28 protein-coding genes are annotated in these 22,371 nt (G+C 67.2%); 5 read left to right on the top strand and 23 right to left on the bottom strand.

Features of this window, described 5'->3' with window-relative positions; all coding sequences use genetic code 11:
• Positions 1 to 41 precede the first annotated feature (41 nt).
• Entirely contained in the window at positions 42 to 1,220 is a 1,179-nt protein-coding gene (locus ACTWNK_RS29705) for a DNA cytosine methyltransferase (protein ID WP_474307851.1), read from the bottom strand.
• Positions 1,217 to 1,774, bottom strand: coding sequence for an XF1762 family protein (locus ACTWNK_RS29700; protein ID WP_474307850.1), 558 nt, complete (start codon positions 1,772 to 1,774; stop codon positions 1,217 to 1,219). Before ACTWNK_RS29700 ends, ACTWNK_RS29705 begins: the two co-directional genes overlap by 4 nt.
• 141 nt (positions 1,775 to 1,915) lie before the next feature.
• Between ACTWNK_RS29700 and ACTWNK_RS29695 the strand changes: the two genes are divergently transcribed.
• The gene (locus ACTWNK_RS29695; RefSeq protein ID WP_474307849.1) at positions 1,916 to 2,611 is read left to right on the top strand and encodes a zinc-ribbon domain-containing protein; all 696 of its coding nucleotides are present in this window, start codon (positions 1,916 to 1,918) and stop codon (positions 2,609 to 2,611) included.
• Here the strand turns inward: ACTWNK_RS29695 and ACTWNK_RS29690 are convergent.
• Both ACTWNK_RS29690 and ACTWNK_RS29685 read right to left on the bottom strand, forming a co-directional pair.
• Positions 2,608 to 3,848, bottom strand: a protein-coding gene (locus ACTWNK_RS29690) for an IS3 family transposase (protein WP_474307848.1) whose coding sequence is annotated in 2 segments (ribosomal slippage) — positions 2,608 to 3,566 and positions 3,566 to 3,848 — 1,242 coding nt in all. Because the reading frame shifts where the segments join, the coding sequence is not laid out codon by codon here. The genes ACTWNK_RS29695 and ACTWNK_RS29690 overlap by 4 nt on opposite strands.
• A gap of 12 nt (positions 3,849 to 3,860) precedes the next feature.
• Positions 3,861 to 4,094: a helix-turn-helix domain-containing protein gene (locus tag ACTWNK_RS29685; RefSeq protein WP_474307847.1), complete on the bottom strand. Its 234-nt coding sequence runs from the start codon at positions 4,092 to 4,094 to the stop codon at positions 3,861 to 3,863.
• A 71-nt stretch (positions 4,095 to 4,165) separates the two neighbouring features.
• On the opposite strand from ACTWNK_RS29685, the gene ACTWNK_RS29680 reads away from it, so the two are divergent.
• The gene (locus ACTWNK_RS29680; RefSeq protein ID WP_474307846.1) at positions 4,166 to 4,729 is read left to right on the top strand and encodes a flavoprotein; all 564 of its coding nucleotides are present in this window, start codon (positions 4,166 to 4,168) and stop codon (positions 4,727 to 4,729) included.
• A 16-nt stretch (positions 4,730 to 4,745) separates the two neighbouring features.
• On the opposite strand, the gene ACTWNK_RS29675 is transcribed toward ACTWNK_RS29680, so the two are convergent.
• From ACTWNK_RS29675 to ACTWNK_RS29660, 4 genes are read right to left on the bottom strand one after another with little or no spacing between them, the layout of a single operon-like run.
• Positions 4,746 to 5,999, bottom strand: a complete 1,254-nt coding sequence (locus ACTWNK_RS29675; protein WP_474307845.1) for a barstar family protein — start codon at positions 5,997 to 5,999, stop codon at positions 4,746 to 4,748.
• Positions 6,000 to 6,036: 37 nt separating this feature from the next.
• A complete protein-coding gene (locus tag ACTWNK_RS29670) occupies positions 6,037 to 6,486 on the bottom strand; it encodes a hypothetical protein (RefSeq protein WP_474307844.1) in 450 nt (149 codons plus the stop codon).
• 36 nt (positions 6,487 to 6,522) lie between these two features.
• Entirely contained in the window at positions 6,523 to 7,521 is a 999-nt protein-coding gene (locus ACTWNK_RS29665) for an HIT family protein (protein WP_474307843.1), read from the bottom strand.
• A complete protein-coding gene (locus tag ACTWNK_RS29660) occupies positions 7,518 to 7,985 on the bottom strand; it encodes a RidA family protein (protein WP_474307842.1) in 468 nt (155 codons plus the stop codon). The genes ACTWNK_RS29665 and ACTWNK_RS29660 overlap by 4 nt, the downstream gene beginning before the upstream one ends.
• Positions 7,986 to 8,015: 30 nt before the next feature.
• Between ACTWNK_RS29660 and ACTWNK_RS29655 the strand changes: the two genes are divergently transcribed.
• On the top strand, positions 8,016 to 8,723 hold the full coding sequence (locus ACTWNK_RS29655; RefSeq protein ID WP_474307841.1) for a hypothetical protein: 708 nt from the start codon (positions 8,016 to 8,018) through the stop codon (positions 8,721 to 8,723).
• Positions 8,724 to 8,732: 9 nt separating this feature from the next.
• Here ACTWNK_RS29655 and ACTWNK_RS29650 read toward each other — a convergent pair whose 3' ends face one another.
• The 15 genes from ACTWNK_RS29650 to ACTWNK_RS29580 all read right to left on the bottom strand — a co-directional run bounded on the left by ACTWNK_RS29650 (position 8,733) and on the right by ACTWNK_RS29580 (position 19,947).
• The gene (locus ACTWNK_RS29650; RefSeq protein ID WP_474307840.1) at positions 8,733 to 9,950 is read right to left on the bottom strand and encodes an AfsR/SARP family transcriptional regulator; all 1,218 of its coding nucleotides are present in this window, start codon (positions 9,948 to 9,950) and stop codon (positions 8,733 to 8,735) included.
• Between the two features lie 71 nt (positions 9,951 to 10,021).
• Positions 10,022 to 11,365, bottom strand: coding sequence for an IS4 family transposase (locus ACTWNK_RS29645; protein ID WP_474301915.1), 1,344 nt, complete (start codon positions 11,363 to 11,365; stop codon positions 10,022 to 10,024).
• Between the two features lie 108 nt (positions 11,366 to 11,473).
• The gene (locus ACTWNK_RS29640) at positions 11,474 to 12,589 is read right to left on the bottom strand and encodes a LysM peptidoglycan-binding domain-containing protein (protein WP_474307839.1); all 1,116 of its coding nucleotides are present in this window, start codon (positions 12,587 to 12,589) and stop codon (positions 11,474 to 11,476) included.
• Positions 12,586 to 13,020 carry a pilus assembly protein TadG-related protein gene (locus ACTWNK_RS29635; RefSeq protein ID WP_474307838.1) on the bottom strand — a complete coding sequence of 145 codons (435 nt, stop codon included), beginning with the start codon at positions 13,018 to 13,020 and terminating at the stop codon, positions 12,586 to 12,588. Before ACTWNK_RS29635 ends, ACTWNK_RS29640 begins: the two co-directional genes overlap by 4 nt.
• Positions 13,017 to 13,499, bottom strand: a complete 483-nt coding sequence (locus ACTWNK_RS29630) for a hypothetical protein (RefSeq protein ID WP_474307837.1) — start codon at positions 13,497 to 13,499, stop codon at positions 13,017 to 13,019. Before ACTWNK_RS29630 ends, ACTWNK_RS29635 begins: the two co-directional genes overlap by 4 nt.
• Positions 13,465 to 13,848 carry a TadE/TadG family type IV pilus assembly protein gene (locus ACTWNK_RS29625; protein WP_474307836.1) on the bottom strand — a complete coding sequence of 128 codons (384 nt, stop codon included), beginning with the start codon at positions 13,846 to 13,848 and terminating at the stop codon, positions 13,465 to 13,467. The genes ACTWNK_RS29630 and ACTWNK_RS29625 overlap by 35 nt, the downstream gene beginning before the upstream one ends.
• Positions 13,841 to 14,056: a hypothetical protein gene (locus ACTWNK_RS29620; protein WP_474307835.1), complete on the bottom strand. Its 216-nt coding sequence runs from the start codon at positions 14,054 to 14,056 to the stop codon at positions 13,841 to 13,843. Before ACTWNK_RS29620 ends, ACTWNK_RS29625 begins: the two co-directional genes overlap by 8 nt.
• A gap of 12 nt (positions 14,057 to 14,068) precedes the next feature.
• Positions 14,069 to 14,893 carry a type II secretion system F family protein gene (locus ACTWNK_RS29615; protein ID WP_474307834.1) on the bottom strand — a complete coding sequence of 275 codons (825 nt, stop codon included), beginning with the start codon at positions 14,891 to 14,893 and terminating at the stop codon, positions 14,069 to 14,071.
• Positions 14,894 to 14,974: 81 nt separating this feature from the next.
• Entirely contained in the window at positions 14,975 to 15,520 is a 546-nt protein-coding gene (locus ACTWNK_RS29610) for a type II secretion system F family protein (protein WP_474311017.1), read from the bottom strand.
• Positions 15,521 to 15,529: 9 nt separating this feature from the next.
• Positions 15,530 to 15,844 (bottom strand): hypothetical protein, encoded by a 315-nt coding sequence (locus tag ACTWNK_RS29605; RefSeq protein WP_474307833.1) that lies wholly within the window; start codon positions 15,842 to 15,844, stop codon positions 15,530 to 15,532.
• The gene (locus tag ACTWNK_RS29600) at positions 15,841 to 17,256 is read right to left on the bottom strand and encodes a CpaF family protein (protein ID WP_474307832.1); all 1,416 of its coding nucleotides are present in this window, start codon (positions 17,254 to 17,256) and stop codon (positions 15,841 to 15,843) included. The genes ACTWNK_RS29605 and ACTWNK_RS29600 overlap by 4 nt, the downstream gene beginning before the upstream one ends.
• Complete coding sequence (locus ACTWNK_RS29595) at positions 17,253 to 18,023, bottom strand: hypothetical protein (RefSeq protein ID WP_474307831.1); 771 nt, start codon at positions 18,021 to 18,023, stop codon at positions 17,253 to 17,255. Before ACTWNK_RS29595 ends, ACTWNK_RS29600 begins: the two co-directional genes overlap by 4 nt.
• Positions 18,024 to 18,662 carry an SAF domain-containing protein gene (locus tag ACTWNK_RS29590; RefSeq protein WP_474307830.1) on the bottom strand — a complete coding sequence of 213 codons (639 nt, stop codon included), beginning with the start codon at positions 18,660 to 18,662 and terminating at the stop codon, positions 18,024 to 18,026.
• Between the two features lie 2 nt (positions 18,663 to 18,664).
• Positions 18,665 to 19,438, bottom strand: a complete 774-nt coding sequence (locus tag ACTWNK_RS29585; protein WP_474307828.1) for a hypothetical protein — start codon at positions 19,436 to 19,438, stop codon at positions 18,665 to 18,667.
• Positions 19,414 to 19,947: a hypothetical protein gene (locus ACTWNK_RS29580; protein ID WP_474307827.1), complete on the bottom strand. Its 534-nt coding sequence runs from the start codon at positions 19,945 to 19,947 to the stop codon at positions 19,414 to 19,416. The genes ACTWNK_RS29585 and ACTWNK_RS29580 overlap by 25 nt, the downstream gene beginning before the upstream one ends.
• A 582-nt stretch (positions 19,948 to 20,529) precedes the next feature.
• Here ACTWNK_RS29580 and ACTWNK_RS29575 point away from each other — a divergent pair.
• Both ACTWNK_RS29575 and ACTWNK_RS29570 read left to right on the top strand, forming a co-directional pair.
• Complete coding sequence (locus ACTWNK_RS29575) at positions 20,530 to 21,327, top strand: MinD/ParA family ATP-binding protein (protein ID WP_474307826.1); 798 nt, start codon at positions 20,530 to 20,532, stop codon at positions 21,325 to 21,327.
• 8 nt (positions 21,328 to 21,335) lie between these two features.
• A complete protein-coding gene (locus tag ACTWNK_RS29570; RefSeq protein WP_474307825.1) occupies positions 21,336 to 22,322 on the top strand; it encodes a hypothetical protein in 987 nt (328 codons plus the stop codon).
• Positions 22,323 to 22,371: the final 49 nt, after the last annotated feature.

Genomic DNA, 22,371 nt, shown 5'->3' with positions numbered 1-22,371 from the left:
CTCGGTGGGAGCCCCCGACGAGGGGTGATGTGTCGCCTTGGTCACCGGAGACCTCCCGTTTGGGAGGCTTCGCCGTAGAGGATCTCGTCGAGATGGCGGATTGCGGTGGCGGCCTGCTGGGGGACGACGCCGTTGCCGAGGGCCCGCATCTGCGCGATGCGGGGAAGGTCGATCCCGGTGACCCAGCCGTCGGGGATGCCCATGAGCCACTCGACGAAGCGGGCGCTCAGCCGGGGCTGGCCTCGGGTGCCGAGTTCGGTGGGGGAGGGGACGGGGCGGCCGAGGATGTGCTCCCAGCGTCGGATGGCGGGCTCGTAGGGACCCCAAGCAGGCTGGCGATCCCCGGTAGGGTCGGGTTGCCCTTGGAGTCGGTCTGGCGCTGAGAGCCCTTCTCCCCATCGCAGGCCTTCGGCGTCGGAAGCAGGACCGCCGACAGGGGAGGTCGGAAGCCCGCTCCCGGCTGTCGGCCGGCCGTACCCGTGTCGCTCGCCCTCGGAGTGGGGAGCAGCTTGACCGCGATCGCCAGTGGCATCGCCCGGTGCGGCTGCTGGCGGGCTCGGCGGTCCAGCCAGGTCTCCGGGCTCTCTCCGTCGTTGGGGTTGCACGCCGCCGGAGTCGGCAGCAGATAGGCGCAAGCCACGTCCGGCAGATTCACCGCATGGCCGCCCTCCTTGCGTGCTTTCGGTGTGGAGGCGCCGTGGTGGTCGCGGGCGGTCGGGGTGGGCAGCAAGGACGAAGAGCCGCTCGCGGCGGTGGCAGGCTCCGACGTCGCTGGCGCGTAGGCATGTCCATGCCGTGTCGTACCCGAGCGCGGCCAGGTCCCCGAGTACGCGGTCGAGTCCTCGTGAGCGGAGGGCGGCCACGTTCTCCACGATGACGAGGCCGGGCTGAAGTACGCGAAGGGCGTCGGCGATGGTGAACCACAGTCCACTGCGGGTGTCCTTCCTCATTCCGGCGTGGCGGCCGGCGTAGCTGATGTCCTGGCAGGGGAATCCGGCGGTGACGATGTCCACGCGCGGGATAGCGGACCAGTCCACGCTGGTCAGGTCGCCGAGGTTGGGGATGACGGGGTAGCGGGTGTCGAGGATCTTTTTGACGTGGGGGTCGTTGTCGGCGCACCAGGCCAGCTGGGCGCCGTAGACCTCCATGACGGCCAGGTCGAGGCCGCCGTATCCGGTGCATGTCGACCCGATCCACGGGCCGAGGAATGGGCCGCTCATCGGGTGATCTCCCACAGGACGCGGGCGATGTCGTCGGCTCCGTGATCGGTGCGCGGGCGGCTGGGGGTGTCCCATCCGGCGCGCGCGGGGCGGTCGGCGACCCGCTGGAGTCCGGCGGCGTGCAGGCTAGTGCCGGGTTCGTCGGCGCGGGTGTAGGTGATCAGGCGGCGGTAGCCCATCGCCTTGGCCGCCCGCCAGGCAGCGCCCAGCAGGGAGGAGCAGGCGTTCGGGGTGCTGTCGGTGGACAGCCGGGTGACCTCGATGGTGAGGCCGTCGTCGAAGTGCCGGGCGTCCGGGCATCCGGCGACGACGACGCCGACGAGGGTGCCGTCCTCGGTGCTGACGCCGATGGCGTACTTGGCGCCGGGCGGCGGCAGCAGGTGCCGGTGGGACCAGGCGATGAACGCTTTGGCAGTGCGCAGCGTGATCGGGACGATGACGAGTCGCCTGGCGTCGCCAACCGCGGTGGTGGTCCTGTAGGGCGGCGGTCCTGGCGGGTCGCTTGCCTCGGTGGGGGAGATGTTGGTGGGTGGGGTGGTGATGAGTGTGGTCATCGCCGGTTGGGGCGGGCCTCAGATCCGCAGCGCTCCCGGCAAGCGGGTGCGCCGATTACAGGTGAGCAGCCACCTTTGGCGGACCGTTGGCGCAGCTTTGGCGGTTATTTCTGTCGGCGACGTTTGCCATGATTCGCCGCTATGACGGGATCGCGATCGAGGGCGGAATCAGACAGATGGGCATTGCTCACGTTGGAGTTCGTCGCAAACTTGACGCGCCCAGGCGTTGGGCTTGCCGACATGACGCCGAGTTCTTCGGATCGGTGTCTCTGGAGGTGTTCGGAGTGCGGGCACGAGTGGACGACGAGATTCGTGTTCCGCAGTCGCAGACGGAAGCCGACGGGGTGCCCAGGGTGTTGGAAGGAACGGAACCGGGCTCCAGGGCTTGGAGAGTCCCTGGCCGACCTGAATCCAGGTCTCGCGGCGCAGTTCCGGAGAAATCTCACTAGGCCGCATCGTGGCCCAGATCGCGTAAGGCCTCAGAGCCATGACCGGTGTGAATGGGAGTGCCCGCAGGGGCATAAGAACATCGCCACGGTTGCGAATCGAACTAACGGACGTGAGTGCCCTGACTGCTCGGGGCATGGGCGATCATATTTCGAATGCAAGGTGGCCATGCTGGTGGAGGCTGCCTCTGGCGGTGGTGTAGAGCTGGATCACCGTGTTCGACTGGCGGGTAGGAGAGAGGACCGCTTCGATCTATTCTTGCCCGACAGCGGTCTGCTGATCGACTTGAATCCGCGATGGAGCCACAGCGCGCTTGGCTGTTTAGCGAGGGACACAAGGAAATCCGAAGCAGCCTCTGAACCGCTCCGGGATCGGTGGAGACTCTATTAGCTGACTCCAGCCGCCGGTTGGGGCTGGTGTTGAGCGTAGTAGACGGCTTCGTGTTCGGCTGGCGGGACGTCGCCGATGGCGGTGTGCAGGCGCTGACGGTTGAACCAGTCGACCCACTCGGCGGTGGCCAGTTCGACGTCGGCAAGGCCTTTCCATGGTGGTCGGGGTTTGATCAGTTCGGTCTTGAACAGGCCGATCTGCGATTCCATCAGGGCGTTGTCCAGGGCGTCGCCGACGCTGCCGATCGAGGCGTCGATCCCGGCCTGGAGCAGGTGGGCGGTGAAAGCGAAACTGGTGTATTGACTGCCCGCATCCGAGTGATGAACCAGACCCCACCCGGCTGGCATGCCGGTCCGCGCGCGTCGCCACAGCGCCATGTCCAGGGCATCCAAGACAAGCTTGGCTCGTTTGGTGGTGGCCGCCGACCAGCCCACGATCGCGCGGGAGTACACATCGACGACGAACGCCACGTAGACCACGCCGGCCCAGGTCATCACGTAGGTGAAGTCCGCCACCCACCGCTGGTGGGGGCGCGAGGCCGTGAAGTCGCGATTCAGCAGGTCGCCGGCACGCTCATGTCCGGCGTCGCGCACGGTGGTGCGCAGCTTCTTGCCCCGTCGGACGCCTTCCAGCCCCAATTCGCCCATCAGCCGGGCGATAGTGCAGCGCGCTACGACGATTCCTTCGCGGCCCAGCTGCCTCCAGGCTTTGCGCACGCCGTAGACGCCGTAGTTGTCGGCGTGCACTCGGCTGATGTGCTGCTTGAGCTCGGCGTCACGTACAGCGCGGAAGCTCGGCGTGCGATTCTTGGCGGCGTAGTAGGTGCTCGTTGCGATCTTCAACCCGTGCGCGGTCAGCACACGGCAGATCGGCTCGACCCCGAACACCTGGCGATGAGCGTCGATGAACGCTACGAGCGCTTGTGTGGCCGGTCGAGCTCGGCCGCGAAGAAAACCGACGCCGCTTTCAAGATCTCGTTGGCCCGCCGCAGTTCGGCGTTCTCCGCCTTCAGCCGTTTGATCTCCTCGGCCTCGGTCGACGTGGTCCCGGGCCGCCGTCCTGCATCGATCTGCGCCCGGCGCACCCAGCTGCGCACTGTCTCGGCCGTCCCGATGCCGAGCTTTGCTGCGACCGCTTTCATCGCGGCCCACTCGGTCGGATAGTTCGGCCGGATCTCCGCGACCATGCGCACCGCGCGCTCACGAAGTTCGGGAGGGTAGGGGGACGGACGTGCCATGACTCGATCCTCTCAAGGAAACGAGTCTCCACCGAAGCCGGGGCGATTCACTCTGGCCAGGTTCACCAGCGTGGACAGCTTGTCGAGCCGCTGTTCTCCCCGCTCGACCTGGCGAAGCCATTCCTCGGTGCGCCCGCACAACTCCGCACAAGCCCTCAAGCCGAGCCCTCGGCGGAGCCGGAGCGTGCGGACACGCTGGCCGATGCGCCTGTCCGCCTCGCTTGGATCTTCATGACGCGTCACCATGGCACGACCTCGGGCCTCGGACGTAGGGTTCGCCTTGGACCACAGTAGCTTTCTCCGTCGGTTATCGGAGGATGACGGCGGGTTATTTATCCAGGCAGGGGCATATGCCGGTTCTGTACGTGATCGCGTGTGGCGGGCGTCCCGCTGCACACCTTCCAGCTCTCGTCGAGCACGCTCACACCGAGGGTTGGACTGTCTGCGTGGTCACCACGCCGTCCGGGACGAAGTTCGTGGACGCGCCTAAGCTGGCAGAGCTGACCGGCTACCCAGTGCGCAGCGACTACAAGCGCCCGGAGGAGCCCGACGTCCTTCCTCCCGCCGACGCGATGGCTGTGGTGCCCGCCACCTTCAACACGATCAACAAGTGGGCCCATGGCATCAGCGACACCCTGGCCCTCGGACTTCTCAACGAAGCTCTCGGCTTGGGGCTGCCGATCGTCGCCGTGCCCTGGCCCAATGTTGCCCTCGCCCGTCATCCCGCCTTCGCCAACAGCGTGGCTCTCCTGCGCGAATGGGGTGTGAGAGTAATCCTCGACTTGGACCGGCTCCCGGCTCCCAGCTCTGGAGAACCTGGAGCCGTCACCTTCCCTTGGGACGATCTTCACAAGGAACTCGGGACGCTGATCTCCACATGAGAGCCGAGTAGACGAGTCATCGCATGTCGATGGTTATCCCAGCTTCGTCGAAGACTTCCAGCAGGTCGTGCAGGGTAGTGGCTGGTCCCCAACTTCGCCGATCGTGGGCTGAACGATCGTAGCCGGGGACAAGGTGCTGACGAGCGACCTCCGCGTCGTTCCAGACGAGGTCGAAAGGGGCGGAGGCTCCCCACCGGCCACTAAGGCAGTCGGCCAATGCGTCGAGGTTCGAGCCGAAGTAGCCTCCGGGGCCATTCATCGCCTCACCGATGGCGCAGTAGAAACCGGCGATGTCGGTGACGAATCGACCATCCAGGTGGTAGGTGTGCCCAGCGGGCCTATCCGACATAGGGGCGCGGTGGTGACACGAGGCTGCCGCTACCCATTCATCCCGCACCGCCCGGTCATAACCGGCCCACAGGTTGGGCTGGCTCGGGCGGCCGTCGTACCATATCTGCCAGATCTCTCGCGTGGCGGCGCTGAAGGGCGCGTCCTCGATGCCACCGTCGAGAGTGATGTCAAGCAGTCCATTGCCCTGGCTGGATGGGCGCGACTCCAACACATTGGCGAAGAAGCCCACATGCGCCGGGACGGCCAGCCCGGTTCTGTCGATGGAGTGGATCGCCACCTGCAAGCGGCGTCGCTTGGGTGATCGCCGCTCCAGCAGGGCGCGCATCGGTGGCTCGGGCTGGCAGCCGATCAGGGTTATCGGGTGTACGTACGCAGGTGGGCGCGTTCTGAAGACTCCGAGGGTGCTTTCGCAGCGGCCCATGTCCTGATCGTCCTGAGTGCTGATGAGGAACCCGGTCGTCCCTTCTATCGGCTTCTCGGGTGGCCATCGATGCTCCGGCAAGAGGAGCGGATGCCCGTGCAGGTCGATGTCGATCAGGTTGGGCCCAAGGTCAGAGGGGCGATGCCCGGTAACCCAAACGTCCATGAGTTCCACGGCACACGAACATCCGCGAGCGTAGGGATGACAGTTTGCGGGCGTCGGCCGGTGGGAGTCGTGTAAGGGGTCCAGAATCACTCGGGGTAGCCAGGCACCGTCGGTCCCGACATGCTGCAGTGCCTTGAGCAGCGGGCCGGTCGGCGTGCTGCCGAGAAGTGTGGACTTCTCGGCAGCCGGAGGCGGTTCGGGGTCGACGAACAAGCCGTCGATCTCGGTGCAGACCGCCATCGGGAGGCCGAGGGAGTTCAGGTCGCCGGTGTATTCGTCGATCAGCAACCAGCGCAGCGGCGCCTCATGGTCCCAGACCCATCGGTGATCCACCGTATTCCCACCTCCGAGGCGCCCGTACCGATCGACCCTATCGCTTGCGCATCAGAAATTGATCAGTGGCCAGGGCGAATCGGGTTCGAAGCTCAGGCGGAACCTGCTCCCAATAAGTGAGGCGGCACCCAGGGGCGAGGGTACGCAACTCGGCCAGCAGGGTGACGAAGGACCCCAGAGTGATGGGCCCCCAACCGTCTCCCATGCGGTAGTTGAGGCTGATTCCTCCGGGCGAGACGAACACTCCGAGATCAGGGATGGCTACACCTTCGTAGGTGACGCCGGTGAGCACCACGTGACCGGCGTGAAGGTCGTCCGTGAATATCCGGCCGATTGGATCGGACACCTGGTTGAGCTGGAAGCTCTCGTCGGAGTCAATGGCCCACAACAGCCACTTGTCCTCCAGAGGCGCCGCGTAGCTCAGCAGGTGCGCCCAGATAGCCGCTGCCCCCTCCCTGCTCAGCTCCAGCAGTTCGACCTCGGGCAATGAGCCGTCATCGATCGCGAACAGGTCGGAGAGCTGCTACCACAGCGTGCAGAACGGCCGGAGCTGGGCGATCGGGTCGGGGGTGATGTCCACGATGCGCCGGGAATCGGCCAGCACGTCGGCATCCACCTCGGCTGCGCTCCGCGCGCTGAACTCCAGGGTGTCGTACTCGTCGTCAAGGTCGGCCAGCCGTTCGGCCAGCGGCAGTCCATGTCCGAAGGTGGAGTGGATCATCGCGGCGGCGTCACGAGGCGCCAGATCACCGGCCAGGACTTGCACGGCGATAGCCCGGGTGCCCACATCAGCGGCTTCGGAGCTGTCACGGGCATGGAAAGTCAGCTGCAGCTCGTGCATCGCAGCTGGCAGGTACTCGTGGACGTCGTAGCCGGGGTCGCGCAGCGACACCCCGGCCAGGATGCGCAACGACGGGGTGTCCAGTCCGGCGACGAGGGCGTCGCAGGCGGCTTGGACCACGTGCCCGCCGGTGCCCAGGTGACCGCCCCAGCGGGCGGCGGCGAGCTGCAGGTTCAACGCGGCCTCGGAGCCGTTGACAGTCAGGGTGTCCCGGATTCGTTGTGCCAATGCGGCGAGCTGTTCAGAAGTCTGAGACAGCACCCCATTTTCGGTCATGAGGGCGTGGAACTGCTGTTCCTCGTACGGCACGCCGGGCGGGAGCAGGGCGATGTGCCAGTGCACATGGGCATTGCCCTGCTGGCTGCCGAGGGAGAGCAGGTAGGTGCGTTCCCACGGGACGCTGGCCTCCACAGCCAGGGCGATACGCCGGACGAAGCTCATCATCGCGAAGTAGTCGGTCTCGGACAGCCCAGAGACGACGTGCTCGACGTGTGCCTTGGTTGCGACGATGACCTTGCCCGGCAGGGTCGGATACTTGTCGAAGAAGGCAACGTGCGCCTCGTCCTCGGCGAGCAGCTCATGTCGGTAGTCCGGGTCGTCAGCCAGGTATGCGCAGATGAAGCAGGGGCCGGAGCGCGCCCGGTGGGTGTAGGAGGATAGGTCGAAGGGGGTCCGCTTCATCGCTGGCCTCCGAGCGCGGCGGTGAGGTCGATCTCGACGAGCTGCCCGCTGAAGCCCAACGTCGCCACTCCGAGCAGGGTGCTGGCGGTGGTGAAGGCCGGCGCCAGCGGGGAGGCGAGCAGTCGTCGCCACACCCCGCCAAGCATGGGGGTGTCGTGGCTGACCACGTAGATGACGGAGCGGACCACGTCTGCGGGGCCCGCGTGGACGGCGGCCAGGGCGGTCAAGGCGTTGGTCACGACCTGGTCCACCTGGGCATCCACATCGCCCTTCCCGACCAGGGCACCGCCTGCATCGAGCGGGCACTGTCCGGCCAGGAACGCCAGCCGACCAGCCTCGACCACGGTGATGTGGCTGTATCCGGGGGTGGGATGCAGGGTGTCGGGACTGAGGCGGGTGATGGTCATGGAGGTGATTGTCGGATAGGCGACGATCTGCTTGCACTTGGATTTCTTGCCGGACACGTCCGAGGGGCGCCGAGGTAGGGATGAGGGATGCGCCGCCTTTTACCGATCATGCTGTGCCTGCTGCTGGTCCTCGTCTCCTGCGCTGAGAATCCATCGGCCCGCGCGGCCAGGGCGCGGGCCGACCAGATCGCGAAAGATCTGGCCCGCTATCTGCAGTGGAATCCGGAGAACGTGGGTCACACCCTCAGCAGGAACGAGGACGTCGAGGTCTTCAGCAGCACCGGGACGAAGTTCAGTGTGAGTGATCCTGCCCTGGTCCTGATCCGGATCCGAGGTCAGGGCAGCGTAGGGGGCGGCTTCTGGACGGCGGTCGAACCGACTCCGATGCCTGCGGTGAAGATCTGCTTCGAGATCGAGATCTCCTATTCGGATGCTGGCGTGGATGAGGTGGACTGCCCAGATGGAGAGCCGCGTACGTTCCGTCCGCCCGCGGAGTTGCCCGAGCGCGCCTTCGAGTGGCTGAAGGAGAGGCTGCCAAAGACGCTGGACATGGAGGCGGTGCGGCGTGCCGTACAGGAGCTGGACCTGGACGACCGGATAGGCCAAGACATCGCTGAGGTCAACGGGGCGATCGGGGTGGCGCTGCGAGAAGGGCCGGGTGAATGCCTGTTCGCCCGAGTGAGGCCGCCGCTGGTCGAGGTGTGGTGGCCGTCGAGGGTCCAGGTGATGCCCTGGGAGGGTAGCTGTAGTGCGGTTGAGGCCGCGCATGGCTTCGCGCAGCGACCGCCCCACTGAGCTGACGGCTTACGATCTTCGGACAGCGGGGAGGAGGCGATCGATCACCTGCTCGGCGTGGCGCGACGGCCGGGCCCCGAGCTCGTCGAGATCGTGTCGCAGCAGTTCCACGGTTCGGCGGGCTTCTTGCTGCCGCCCCATGGAGACCTGGAGCTGGATGATCTGAAGATAGGTCTCCTCCGTCCCCGGCTCCAGCGCGCGGACACGCTCAAGGAGATCCACGGAGCGTTCCGGATCCTGGGAGGCGTAGAGGTCAGCGAGCCGGGTGAGGGTGTCAGCTTGCGAGCGGGTGACGATGTAACGGTGTTCGTCGATCCATTCGGCATCGAAGCCCTTCATGAGCTCACCACGGCAGAAGGTAGCCGCCCGTTCGAGAGCCTGCGTGCGGGCATCGTCGGAGCGGGCTGATCTCGCCTCGTTCAGAGCGGTCTGAAACTCGTGCAGGTCGATGCTCACAAGTTGTTGGTCGAGCCGGTAGATCGCGCTGCGCTTGGTGGTTGAGGCGCTGATGAAGGGCGCGGTTTTCGGATCGGGGTTCCTGTATTCGGTCGCGTTGACCAGAGCCTCGCGGAGGTGGCGCAGGGTGTTGTGGATTGCCTTGCCGACCTCGTCGGGCCAGAGGGCGGTGGTCAGCTCGGCGTTGGTTGCCCCTTCGGGATTGAGAGCGAGATAGGCGAGGGTGTTGAGCTGGAGCCAACTCAGATCGAGCGGGCTGGGCTTGCCTCGTACCTGGACGAGCGGCGGGCCGAGGATAGACAGGCGGATGAGCGCGGGGCCGTTCCAGATCTCCTCGTCAGGTAGGTCATCGAGCTGCTCAGTCTCGGGAGGAGCCAGCACGCCCAGGTGTTGGGCGGACTCGGCGTCCTGGAGGTGGCACAGTTCGGCGCCGGTCATGAGCGCGGTAAGCGGCCCTGAGGCGTCGGCGACGCGGTGGTGGTCGTCGATCTGGAGGTTGGTGCCGGTCTCGCAGCGGCCGAGGATGACCACGCCGGTTCCGGTGGCATCGGAGGGCGCGATGGGTGCGGATCCGGCGACGAGAATCACCGCTGGGAGGCTTTCGCCGGGATCCAGCTCACGAAGCTTGTCGATGGAGTCGACGTCGCGTTCCATGAGCATGCGCTGGCGGCCAAAGACGATCTCTTCGAAGCACTCGCTGTTCGCGATGGTCAGCCCTGGTACGGCTGGCGCCGAACCGCTCCACAGCTGCGAGGCGACGGCTGAGCTCACGATGACCTGGGTGCGGAAGTTGTGTGCCTGCTGGACCAGATCGTTGACCAGATAACGGCAATGCCAGTTAGTTAAGGGTCTTCGGTGGTCGTCAACATGGCTTCGGTGAGGATGTCGATGTTGATGGTCGTGCGGTGATTGGTGCGGTCTATCTGGCCTTTCGCGCGATGTTTGGAGATCGCTCGTTTCACGACGCGGGGACTGGATCGGCTCCGGCGCTTGGGGAGCAGGCTGGCCAGGACAGCCCGTCCGATCCGGCCTGGCAGGCCGGCGGGCTCGGTGATGATCCCGGCGGCTGCGGTGATCTGGTCGCGGGCGGCGTACAAAGCGACGGTGAAGCTGGCCCGGTCGTCCAGGACGGCCGGGTCGGGACCGGTGGCGCCGGCCATCGCGGTCCGCAGCACCTGATAGCCGACCAGCAGGGCGTACATCTCCTGTTCGACGCCCTGAGGAGTACGGGACCGCAAAACCCTGCCGCCCAGGAGGGCCGATTTCAGCTCCCGGTATGCCGTCTCGATCTCCCACCGCCGGTGATACAGATCCACGACGTCGGGCGCCGGGTAACGCCGATGGTCGAGCAGGGTGGTGATCAGCCGGTAACGACCGCTCCGGCAGCCGCCACCCGAGAGGCCAAGAGTGATCTGCGCATCGATCACCCGGACCGTGACCCCGCCCAGTACCGAGATCCACGACCCGTCCGGCAGGGCCGCCAGCCGGGGCAGCGGCCGGCTGTTCTTGCAGCGGATCAGCAGGCCGCCGCCGGTCGCGGCGATCTGGGTGATGAGGTCCTTGACCGCGAAGTTCCGGTCGGCCAGCAGCAGCATTCCCGGCCGCAGGCAGCCGAACAGGTCCGGCGCATAGGTGCTCTCACCGGTTTTGAACTGCCCGAACCTCGCCCCCAGCACAGTGCGGGTACCGCAGGCGACCACCGCCAGCAACCGGACCAGCGGAAACCCCGATCCGCCATGAGATCCGCTCTGACGCCCGTAACAGGCCAGGTTCTGCGGGCTGTCCGGCACGCTCATCGTCGTCCCGTCGATCGCGCACACCAGCAGCCCCCTCCACCGCGCCGCCCCCGCAGGTGGCCCCGCCAGCAATTCGAACAACGCCTTCAACGGCGCCACCCCCACCCGCCTGCGGGCCTGGGCCAGCGCCGACGATGACGGCACCGGCCCGCCCTCCTCCAGCCCCGCCACCAACCGCGACCAGACCTGCCGATACCCCAGCTCGGCGAACAACCCCGCCGCCACCAGCAGGTACACCACCACACGCGAGGGCAACTCCCGCACCCGCCGCTCGGTCGCACCGGTCTCGGCCAGCACCTCATCGACCATCTCGAACGGCACGATCTGTGTCAGCTCGCCCAGATGACCGGGCGCGAACACCCCCATACCCACCCGAACCGTGTGCGTCACCGAACAGATAGCGGAGGCCAGGGCAGACCTGGCAGACTGACGAGCCAACGGAGATCCAGTCTGTGCGGGCGGTGGTAGAAGATCACCCGTTCTACTGGATCTCCGTTCTCATGTCCGGACTTCAGCCGAAACCCTCACCACCAGCAGCCAGACCTTAACTAACCGGCATTGCAGATAACGGGCGACATCATCAGCGCCTGGGCCCGCGAGACCGAGTTCGAGTCCGCCCAGGTTCAGGCGGATGGGCTGCCCCAGGGCGTCGACCGCGATGGTGACCTGTCCGGGGACGTCCAGCGCCTCGTGGCGGTGCCGTAGCAGGTCGCGGTCGGACGGCACGGGCTGGGAGCGCTCGACGTGGGCACCCGTGTGTGCTCGCCGGGCCTGCCGTACGGCCGGCGCGATCTCTTCGGGTGCTGAGCGCCGTTGGAGCAGTCTCTTTGCTGCCAGGGCAGTGGTGATGCCCGCCACGTAGGCCAAGGTGACCATGGAGCCCGACGGCAGGCGGATGATGACGGCGGATTGGGCCTCGTCGGCGGTTGAGGCGGCAGGTGGTGCCGTGGGCGGGGCGCTGCGCGCGGGAGTAGGAGTCACCTGGGCGGGTGGCTTCGGCTTGGGAGGGAGGACGATGCGCAGTCTCCAGCCGGGATAGATGAGGTCGGGGTTATGGAAGACCCGGCCGTCGGATTGCGGCTTGTGCGCGTTGACCTTCCAGATCTGTGGCCAGCGTCGTCCGTTGCCAAGCTGGTCGTCCGCGATGCCCCACAAGGTGTCGCCCTGTTGCACCTTGTACACCATCTGGTTGGGTACGGCGGCGGGCCGCAACGGCGCGGTCGCAACGACCGACGTCGGTGGGGTGGTCGCCGCCATGGCGGAATGGGCGCTGACCGCGACGGTGGCCGACGAGATCAGGTAGACGGCCAGGTGGCGCATTCCGAAGACGTTCGGCAGCCAGCCGAACCCGGCACCCGTGACCCTGGCGATCGTCTCGGCGACCACGGTGAACGTGAACCATGCCCACGCACCCCAGGCGACCGCCTCCATCACCCAGACAAGCAGGGTGCCGTCGTCGCGCCTGGTCAGGGTGTCGAGAATCTCCTCCCAGTTCGGTAGCCGGTCGGGCAGTGGCGAGCCGGCTACCCCGTACAGCAGCAGCGGCAGGCCGATGACGAGCGCGAGCAGGACCAGCGTGGCTGCCACGGAACGCAACAGGCGGCGAAGCATCATCGGCCAGGTCCTTCCACTCCGGAGACCAGATCGGCGGTCGCCGTCGCTGTGGCACTGACCGATGACAACCCCGCCAGCGACAACAACCACGTCGGCTTGGTGACGGTCACCTGCACCCTGATCGACTCAGGCCCGGATAGGCTGACCGACCCGGCGTGTCCTCCGGCGGCCAACTGTGCCCGCGCAGCTCGTACGGCGGCGCCGCGGTCCACTGTGAAGCGGTCTCCGCGATAGACGGCATCCTGGTCGACCATCCCGGCCCCGGCTCTGGCTGCCTCCTCCGCCGCGCCCACGGCCTCCCACCCGGCCCTCAACTTGGCTCCGCCATCCACGGCCAACCCGACGAACAGCAGCAGGACGGTGATGAAGATCAGCGCGTACGCGGTGATTGATCCGCGATCATCGGTCAGGTCGATCTTCGGCTGACTCATGGAATCTCCGAGGAATCGTCGGGAATCGTGAACCCGAGACCTCGGCCGCGGTAGGGGTCGAGCGGGCTGGTCGCGCTCGACTGCCGTACGACACTCCCTGGCAGTCCAGGGAAGGCCAGATCCGCCAGCGGAACGGTGCAGCGGACGGTGGCCTGCACGGCCGCCGGACTTCCGACCGGACGGCCGAAACTCGCGGTGTCCACGCGCACGTCCACTGCCTCGCAGGCAACGCCGCTACTGCTGAGGGAGGTGGCGGCGCTGGCGAGTGCGTCCGCGCGGGCCTCGGCGGCCGTGCGTGCGATGGATGCCTGCCGGGCCGCGTCCCGAGCGGCTGCCTCCACCGCGAAGGTCGCGACCATCACCCGTCCGGCAGCCGCGCCGAGCAGCAGCACCAGCATCACCGCGGTGATGGCGAAGATGCCCTCGGCAGTGACACCGCCATGATCATCGGACTTCCACGGTGAAGCGCTCGACGGCACCGGCTGCCTCCTCCGAGATGGTGATCGCGGGCAGGAACGGCACCAACGACAACGACTCCCCGCGCACGACTACGCGCACGGAGGTGGCGCTCGCGGTGCTCGACGCGCTGATCGCACCCAGAAATCCGCTCGCCGTACGCTCGGCGTATCGCTGCGCCACAGTCGCCCCCGCCGTACGGGACGCGCCATCCGCGCGGGCGGCACGAACGCCTTCCTGGGCGGCGGCGAGCGCGATGGATTGGGCGAAGAACAGCAGGCAGACCTGCATGCACGCCAAGATCGCGAGCATGATGACGGGCAGGACGATGACCACTTCGGCGGTCGCCGACCCGCGCTCGGACTCAGCCAAGGTCGATCTCGCCCGCCTTGGCGGCGATCTTCGCGGTGACGATGCCCATGACGGTGATGGCCACGAGAACAAGCGCCGCGATGATGATCATCGCTTCGGCGGACATGCCGCCCCTATCCGGATTCTGTCGGGCCTTCTCCAAGCGGTCGTGCAGGAGTCGCATGAGAGTCAGCCAGTAGGCAGCCTCCGGGGGAAGGAGCTTGGACATAGTGGATCCCTCTCAATTCATGATCCGGTAGATGGCGGGGAAGCAGACGAGTACCAGGAAGCCGAATACCGACAGTCCGATGGCCACCGGCATCTCGCTGGTGCGGGAGTTGGCGCGGGCACGCGCGTCGGAGAGAGCGGTGGTCCGCATCGACTGGGCCTTGGCCAGCAGTGTGGACAGGACCTGCGTGCCCTCTGATCCGGCGTCTTCGGCGATGTCGGCCAGCTCGGTCAGTTCGGAGACTCCGGCGCGTTCTCCCAGGGAGGCCAGGCCGCGCCAGGGTTGCTCTCCGGCTCGTTTGGCCTGGTCCAGGACCTGGGCCAGATGCCGGAATACCCAGCCGTCGCACACGTCCACCGGAGCTTGGAGCGCCTGGGCGGGACCGGCGCCGGCGGCGCGTTCGAGGGCGACCATGTCCAGGTAGGTCGACAGGGCGGCGCGGAACTCTCTGCGGCGCTCGCGTGCCTGCCTCCGGGCGGCGATGTCGGGGACCAGGGCGAAGAGGACTGCGAGGACGACGCCTGCGCCCAGGGGTACGGCCAAGGGCAACACGACTCCGGCGGTGGCGGAGACCAGGTGGAGCAGGCTGGGCAGGAAGAGCCCCAGCAGGGTGAAGCTGACCCGCTGGAGCGTGAACCGCCGGACGCTGATGCCCAGGAGCGCCAGATCGTCGTGGGGGACGGGCAGCCGACGGAGCCAGCGCCCGAGCACGTTCGGCTGGACGGCTGTGTCGTCCAGGGCAGTATCGAGTCGCGGCGGTCCGGGGAACAGCCTGATGAGGAGGATGGCCAGACCAAGCCCGATCAGACAGCCGGAGGCGATCGCCAGGGTGCTCACGGGATGATCCGGGCGTCGAGGTAGAGGCAGACGATCAGGTTGAGCAGCACGGATACCCCGAAGACGATCCAGTTTCTGCAGTCATAGCGATCTATGCGCATGATCATCTCCTCCTAGGAACCTCTGACCTGCGGGTGCGGTGCCCAGCCGGTGCAACCACCACAGCCCGGAGGCGTAGAAGGCGGCGACAGCGGCAAGGACGACCTGGCCGAGCGGGGTGCCGAACGGGGCGACATAGGACTTCTGCAGCACCGCGACCGTGGACAGTGCGGCGAGGATGCCGATGATCCAGCGGATGGAGGTCCGGTGCTCAGCGCGGGCCGCCTCGACCTCGCGGCGGTCGGCGACGTCCTTGGCGACCAGTTCGGCCAGACGGTTGAGCACCACGACCGCGCCGCTGCCCCGACGCCGGGCGACCAGGATGAGCGCGGCGGCGATCCGGTCCCCGATGGGATCGTCCACCTCGTCAGCGAACAGACGCAGCGCCTGTTCCGTCGGCATCCTCGTGGCGCTGAGCCGCCGGGCGAGGGCGGTCACCGGTCCCGCGATGGCAGCGGGAACGTTGCGGACCGCGCTGTGTTCCAGGGCCTGCTCCAAGGCGCGGCTGGCGGTCAGCAGGTCGGCCAGGCGCCGCGTCTATACCTCCAGCGCTTCGAGTTTCTTGATCCGCTGGCTGGAGGCTCGGTTGGTGATCACGCGGGGGATGCCCAAGACGGCTGCCGTTCCGGCGATGGCTGCGACCGGCCACCCGGTCAGAGCGAAGACGCCGAAGCCCCCGCCCAGGGCCAGCGACAGTTGGCGGCGTTGCCGTACAAGGGAAGCCCACAAGAGGGCCCAGCGCGTCGGTGGACGGATCGGGGCGTCGGCGGGACGGCCGATGACGGCGGCGACGAACAGCAGGCCACCACCGAGGATCATCGAGGCGCTCAGTGCGCCAAGGAGCGCGGTCATCCCACCTCCCACGTCGCACGATGCGGATCAAGGAAACTCGGATCGAACCCGGCGGCCTTGAGCTTCGGCAGGCACTGCGGGGTGATATCGGGCATCGCTCGTCCCGCCGGTCCGGTAGCCCGGTACACGTGGTTGCGGCTGGGCAGCTCGCTGTCACCCGGCGGCAGCACTTCCAAGAGCTCGGAGACGAACCTGACGTTGGTCGCCGGGTCCATTCGCAGGTGGACGACCAGGTCGACGGTCTCGCCGGTGTTGAGGTGGATGACCGAGGCCGGAGTGTTCGCCTGGGTGCCTCGGGTCCACAGCATGACGATTCGGTTGAAGATCTCCTCAGTGCCGTCGGCGTGGATGGTGCACATCGAGCCGGGGTGGCCGGTGTTCATCGCCTCGAACATCGCGATGATCTCGTCGGAACGGACCTCGCCGACGATGATCCGTTTGATGTGCTTGCGTAGCGAGTGCGGGATGAGCTGATCCAGGCCGATCGCTCCCGCGCCCTCAGAGTTGGCCTGCCGTACCTGGAAGGCGATCACGTTGGCGTGCCGGTGCGGCAGCTTGTTCAGGAACAGCTCGTAGTCCGACTCCAGAGTGGCGACGCGTTCCATCGGGTCGATCTCGGAGGCGAGCGCGCGCAGCAGCGTCGTCTTGCCCGCCGCAGTGCCGCCGGTCACCACGATGTTCAACCGGGCTCGTACGGCTGCGCTGAGGAAGGCCCGCAGGCTCTCGTTCACCGTCCCCAGCTTGAGCTGGTCTTTCATGGTGACATCGACCAGGCGGTGGCAGCGGATGCTGGCGTGAGGGCGTTCGGTGACGGCCATGGTGGCACTGAGCCGTACTCCGACGCCTTCCTCGCCTTCGGCAGGCTTGAGCGCGACGTTGAGCAGAGGGTTGGCTGCGGAGAACTCGCGTGGGCTGTAGCTGCGGTGCAGTGCCCACATCTGGATCATCTTGATCAGGTCGTCGTTGGTAGCTGCGACCGCCGGGCCGCGGACGCAGGTGCCGTCCTTGTAGGTGATCCACACTTCGTCGCAGCCGTTGAGGTCGATGCTCTCAACGTCGCCGTCCTTGATGTACGGCGTGAGCACGCCGACCTCGAATCGCTCATCCATCACCGCGTCGACCAAGCGGCGCTGGGTGGCGAAGTCGAGCGGGCCGTCGCTGACGATCTGGTCCTGGGCCCAGCGCTGGACGCGGGCCCGGATGACGTGGCGGGCCTCTTCGCGATCGCGGGTGTCCTTGAGATCCTCCGCGACCGAGGCCGTGAGAGCGAGGACCGCCTCGCGGAACGCCTTGTCGCCCAGGTCGGATTCGGTACGGCTGGGCGGCACGATCAGCAGTCGCTCGGCCGCGCTGTCGGGGCGGCGGGCCGGGATGATCTTCGGTTGCCAGTCGCCTTTCGGGGGCCAGGTCATCCGGCGACCTCCAGTGGTGGATCTTCGATCTGGAAGGCGCGCAGCGCGGTGGCGAAACGGGCGCTGGCGCGCATCAGCGAGGAGACGCGGACGAGCCGCCGGGTGCGCTTCCCGTCGGAGAGCAGGGCGGCCGAGCGCGGATCGTAGGGGAGCTTCGCGATGATCGGCAGGCCGTATAGGGCTTGGCTGATCTGCTTGTCGGTGTACTCGCCGCCGCCGACCAGCGCGAGCGCCACCGGGACGTTGGCGCCGACGTAACGGCCGAGCGCGTCCAGGCGAGGTCTGGCGGCGGCGACCTGACGCATCGTGGGGCGTAGCAGCATCACCGCGAGGTCGGAATGGGCGATGAGCTTCATCGGGGTGTCGGGGCGGCCGATCTGGCCGACGTCGGCGACGATGTCCACGGCGTCTCCGGTAGCCGCGGTGAGGACATCGATCAGGGAGTCCCAGGCCAGGTCGAGCTGGGGCACGTGGCGGGGATCGCGGATGCCGGGCAGGAGGAGCCATTCGCGGAGGTCCTGGTCGAGTGGGATGACGTGCTCCCACAGCACGGTGGGGTTGGGGTTGTGCGCGATGGCGATGGCCAGCTCCAGCAGGCCGCCGTTGAGGCTGCCGAGCCGTCCGGCAAGGAAGCCGTGGAGGATATTGCCGCCCTTGGGATCGCACTCGGTGAGCAGCGCCTTGCCTCCCCAGGCGTAGGTGACGGCGAGGGCCGTGGTCGTGACGCCGGGAGAGTCGCCGGGGCTCATCAACGAGTAGAGGGCCACTCACGTCCCCTTCGAAGTGAGCACGAGCATCACTTGGCCCTCGGCACACGCCTCAGCCAGCCGGTCGCCGTCGGCGGCGTTGACCAGCAGATCGACGACCACCAGACCGTCGGTGTCGGCCGCTCTGACCTGGTCGACGCGTGCGGTGACCTTCGGGGCCTTGGCGCTGGTCTGTGGGGCGGGGACCACGCGGATGTCGTCGCCGGGACGCAGCCCGCGGGCGGGCAGGCGGCCGGGTTTGAGGGCCACGGCGACGAGTTCCTGGCCAGGGACGGGGCTCATCTGATCGGTGATCGCCTGCCGCACCAGAAGCATGCCCTGCTTCAGGTCGAGGGCGGCGCGGGTGCCGACCACGCGGGCGAGCTGGCTGCCGCGGATGGTGGCGACGTTGTCGTCGGCGTTCACCATGGCGACGGCCAGGTCGTTCTTGGTGAGCTGCTGACCGATCGGGACGTCGCGGGTGACCACGAGGGCGGGGGAGCGGTCGTCGAGTTGCTGGAGGGTGTGGAAGGCCAGCACGCCACCGCCCATGACGATGGCGACAGCGACGATCGCGATGCCGGGGCGTCGGTGCCTCGGCTGGTGGGGCAGCTTCGGCACTTTGACAGGTGGGATGTCGGGGGAGGTCTTGCGGGCCACGATCAGCTACTCCTCTGGATCAACGCCTGTCCCTCGGCGATCCGGACGGGGAAGGAGGTCGATACCGTCAGCGGGGCGAGCGGGCCGCCCGCGCCGCCGGAGCCCACCCAGGTCGCGCTCCACACCACGCTGACCGTGGCTTGGTAGCTCGCGTTCGCGAGTCCGGCGCTGGAGCGGGTGTAGGTATGGGCGCACGAGCCTTTCCGGTCCTTCTGGTACGGCACTCCTGGCCCTTGGCAGGTGACGGTGGGCTGGCCTGTTCCGGGGGCGATGACGAGGTTGGTGGGGGTGGCGGTGACCTCGGCGTAGACGGCTCCGGCCTGGGCGCGGCTGGTGATCGGACGCCATTGGGAACGTTCCATCCAGTAGTAGTGCGCCAGGCCGACCAAGCCGTTCTTTCCGCGAGGGGGAGCGGTCTTGACCTGCGGTAGTGGCGGCTTGAGCTGGCGTAGGGCCTGCTCCAGCAGCATCTCGGGGGTGATGGCTGTGGCTGGGTTCTCTGGGACGACACCTTCGAAGGCTGCGTCCGGGCCGCCGGCTTGTCCGCCGGTGCACTCCAGGTAGGTGTTGCCGTGCGGGCCGGGGGTGTACCTGCAACGGTCCCAGTACGGCTCGCCGCCGCCTCCAGAGCCAGAGCGCCCTCCGCTGCCCGGTGTGGTCGTGGAGTCGTTGGCCCACGGGAGCCAGCGGTCGCGGCCCTGGGCGACGCCGCGATCGTCGTCGGGGCCGGGGAGCGACAGGAGGAGTGCTGTTACGAGGACGAGGGGGGAGTGCATGGTGTGTCCAGAGCCGTAATGCGGATGAGCCGCCAGATGCCCGCGCGATCCTGGTCGAGCCGCGCTTCCACGTGCCGGGTGGCCGGCCCCTGGGTGGACTCCGGGATGACCTCGTGGGTGTCGGCGTGGGCCAGGCCGCGGCCGGAGACATCCTGGCAGTCGCGGATGCGGGCGCGCTTGCCGTTGATAGCGACCTCGTAGACGCGGACCTCGGCGGTTCCCCATGGTTCGCGGCGTGCTTTCTGGAGTTGCTGGATGCCCTTGAGTTCAGCGTCGCGGTAGGACTTGGCGGTGTACGGCTCCAGCAGCTCGCGGGCCTTGTCGGGTGGCGATGTGGCGGCCTGGTCGGAGGCGGACCAGTAGGCGGTGTAGGCGGCGAGTGCCGCGTCGTGGGGGCGCGAAGGGGAAGGGCTGCTGCTCTCGGGGATGGCTGGTGGGGGCGAACTACGGGGTGGAAGGACTGCGCCCTTGGTAGTGGAGCAGCTCGCCAACGAGGCGATGCTCAGCAATACCAGGAGAGTCGCCTGTCGTCTCACAGCCGGGCGAGTCACCGTAATCACCCCATATTTGACTCTGAGTAGTCAGTCGCATGCATGGGGAGAGTAAGTCGGGAGTCGGACAAAGTGCAAGAGGGTGGATGGTCCTGACCAGCATGTATTTCAGAACGTAACTAAACTCTCTAGAGAGCAGGCTTGGAGGCGTGACTTTTAGGGCGGTTAATCCTTAATTGCTCGGTTTGATGCTCTGGGGATTTTCGGAGACGCAAAGGGGTGTCCATTGGATAACCGCAGATGGAGAGATGTTTATCAATCTTTGAATGGCGGTACTCCTGGCTCGCATACGCTCCGTAGCCGCCGGGAGGCCGGATGACAGAGGACAGCACGGTCTCGCCGTACGAGGACGATGACCCGACGGTGGGGCTCCCGCGACCGAGCACAATCGATCGGCTCTCGCCCGAGATGTTGCTGCGCGGGAAGCGGCACGCTCCGTCTGACGGATGGCGGCGCCTCGTCTACCGCTCGACTGGAGGGCTGATCCATCCGGGGGAGTCCCCGAAGGCGCTGCGGCACCGGGATCTCAAGGGACGGGTGATGGCGCCCGTTTCCGACGGCCACCATCGCATCGCCGTCCTGAGCTTGAAGGGCGGCGTCGGGAAGACGACGACCACGGTCGGGCTCGGCGCCACGTTGGCCACCATCCGCGGCGACAGAGTGATCGCGGTGGACGCAAACCCGGACAGGGGCACGCTCTCCGACCGGGTCAGGGTCGAGACCGCCGCCACGGTCCGCGAACTGCTGACCGAGCTGCGGACCTTCTCCAACCCCCGCTATGCCGACGTGCGCGCCTTCACCTCCCAGTCGCTTTCCAACCGGCTGGAGATTCTGGCGTCCGCGCGGGATCCCGCCGTCTCCGAGGCGTTCAGCGCGGACGACTACCGCGAGGTCGCCCGTCTGCTGGAGCAGTACTACTCGATCAGCATCACCGACTGCGGCACCGGGTTGCTGCACTCGGCGATGTCGAGCATCCTCACGCTGTCGCACCAAATTGTGCTGGTGACCTCCCCATCGGTGGCCGCAGCCCGATCGGCGGAGGCGACGTTGGACTGGCTGCACGCCCACGACCACTCCGACCTCGTGAAAACGGCGACCGTGGTGCTCTCCAGCGTGCGGCCGCGCAGCAAGTCGACCGTCGACCTGGACGCGTTGCGCGCTTACTTCGGGGAGCGATGCCGCGCGGTCGTCGAGGTCCCCTTCGACCCGCACCTGGAGGAGGACTCCGAAGTCGACCTCGACCGCCTGGCCGAGGAGACCCGGGACGCCTACCTCGTGCTCGCCGCCACCGTCGGCGACGCCTTCCCCACCGCCGGTCGCCGCTCAGCCGCGGCTTGAGGAGGAACGTGGGCAACCCCATCGAGGCCCGGCAGGTTCCCGAGGTTCGGCAGAGCCTTGTTGAGGATCTCTTCCGCATCGGACCTGAGCAGATGCTCCGGTTCATCCGGGACCATCCGACTGACGCACGCCTCCTTGAGGCAAGCGCCCGCGAGACGTCCGAGCTCACGGAGCAGGAGCTGGCCGCCTACCTGACCGTCGAAACGATCAAGCGTGTGCGGGATGCCGAGCTGTTCCATGTCTCCGATGCGATGACTGAAGTCGCGGTGGCTGCCGGAGCAAGCTTGCCGGCCTTTCGGCTCATGCCTGAGGATCTGCCCGCGCCGCAGGGATTCATCGTGTGGGGCAGCCCGATCGCCTGGGCCAAGAGGAATCCCCGCGAGGCGCCGGTCGTCGCGGCCTCCTGGGCTCCTGACGGGGACGCGGTAGGGGTGAGCTTCTACTACGACCATACGGAGACTGCCCTCTACACCCAAGTGATCGAGAAGGGGGGTGCGTATCTACGCGGGCACCGCAACATGTTCGGTGTTGGGCGGCTCTCGATGACCTCCGAGGCGGTGTTCACCTTCCGGGAGGAGCCCGACTGGGCGGGGCTGGACTTCGGGGCGGACACTCGCCCGGAGGATATGGACTATCTGGAGTCGTTGGGGCGCACCATGATTGCCACTTGGCTGCTGGCGAGTCAGGAGATCGCGACCGAAGAACGACTGGACCCTGATCGCGGAACTCGCCGCAGGCTGGTGCGGCAGGGGGCGGTTGTCCAGCCGATCCGGCTGCTGACGTTGCGCCGGGCCCGTCGCCCGGAGAGAGCCGAGCCGTTGGGCGCCGAGGTGGGGCGGAACTATCACCATCAGTGGGTTGTCCGAGGTCACTGGCGCAACCACTGGTTCCCCTCCCGCCAGGACCACAAGCCGATCTGGATCGCGCCATACATCGCGGGACCCGAGAATGCTCCGCTGCTCGGTGCCGAACGTGTCAATGTCCTTCGCCGCTGAATTGGTGGTCCGCCTGCCCTGGATCACGCAGCTGGGCGGCAGGTTCGCT

Source organism: Nonomuraea sp. IBHARD001, assembly GCF_056106265.1.
Note: the sequence above shows the minus strand (reverse complement) of the source record. Positions and strands in the feature narration are given on the sequence as shown.

Excerpts from the sequence above, each read along its gene's own strand:
- ACTWNK_RS29705 (WP_474307851.1), bottom strand. The coding sequence starts at position 1,220 with ATGAGCGGCCCATTCCTCGGCCCGTGGATCGGGTCGACATGCACCGGA.
- ACTWNK_RS29700 (WP_474307850.1), bottom strand. The coding sequence starts at position 1,774 with ATGACCACACTCATCACCACCCCACCCACCAACATCTCCCCCACCGAG.
- ACTWNK_RS29695 (WP_474307849.1), top strand. The coding sequence starts at position 1,916 with ATGACGGGATCGCGATCGAGGGCGGAATCAGACAGATGGGCATTGCTC.
- ACTWNK_RS29685 (WP_474307847.1), bottom strand. The coding sequence starts at position 4,094 with ATGGTGACGCGTCATGAAGATCCAAGCGAGGCGGACAGGCGCATCGGC.
- ACTWNK_RS29680 (WP_474307846.1), top strand. The coding sequence starts at position 4,166 with ATGACGGCGGGTTATTTATCCAGGCAGGGGCATATGCCGGTTCTGTAC.
- ACTWNK_RS29665 (WP_474307843.1), bottom strand. The coding sequence starts at position 7,521 with ATGAAGCGGACCCCCTTCGACCTATCCTCCTACACCCACCGGGCGCGC.
- ACTWNK_RS29655 (WP_474307841.1), top strand. The coding sequence starts at position 8,016 with ATGCGCCGCCTTTTACCGATCATGCTGTGCCTGCTGCTGGTCCTCGTC.
- ACTWNK_RS29640 (WP_474307839.1), bottom strand. The coding sequence starts at position 12,589 with ATGATGCTTCGCCGCCTGTTGCGTTCCGTGGCAGCCACGCTGGTCCTG.
- ACTWNK_RS29635 (WP_474307838.1), bottom strand. The coding sequence starts at position 13,020 with ATGAGTCAGCCGAAGATCGACCTGACCGATGATCGCGGATCAATCACC.
- ACTWNK_RS29620 (WP_474307835.1), bottom strand. The coding sequence starts at position 14,056 with ATGTCCAAGCTCCTTCCCCCGGAGGCTGCCTACTGGCTGACTCTCATG.
- ACTWNK_RS29605 (WP_474307833.1), bottom strand. The coding sequence starts at position 15,844 with ATGACCGCGCTCCTTGGCGCACTGAGCGCCTCGATGATCCTCGGTGGT.
- ACTWNK_RS29600 (WP_474307832.1), bottom strand. The coding sequence starts at position 17,256 with ATGACCTGGCCCCCGAAAGGCGACTGGCAACCGAAGATCATCCCGGCC.
- ACTWNK_RS29585 (WP_474307828.1), bottom strand. The coding sequence starts at position 19,438 with ATGCACTCCCCCCTCGTCCTCGTAACAGCACTCCTCCTGTCGCTCCCC.
- ACTWNK_RS29575 (WP_474307826.1), top strand. The coding sequence starts at position 20,530 with ATGGCGCCCGTTTCCGACGGCCACCATCGCATCGCCGTCCTGAGCTTG.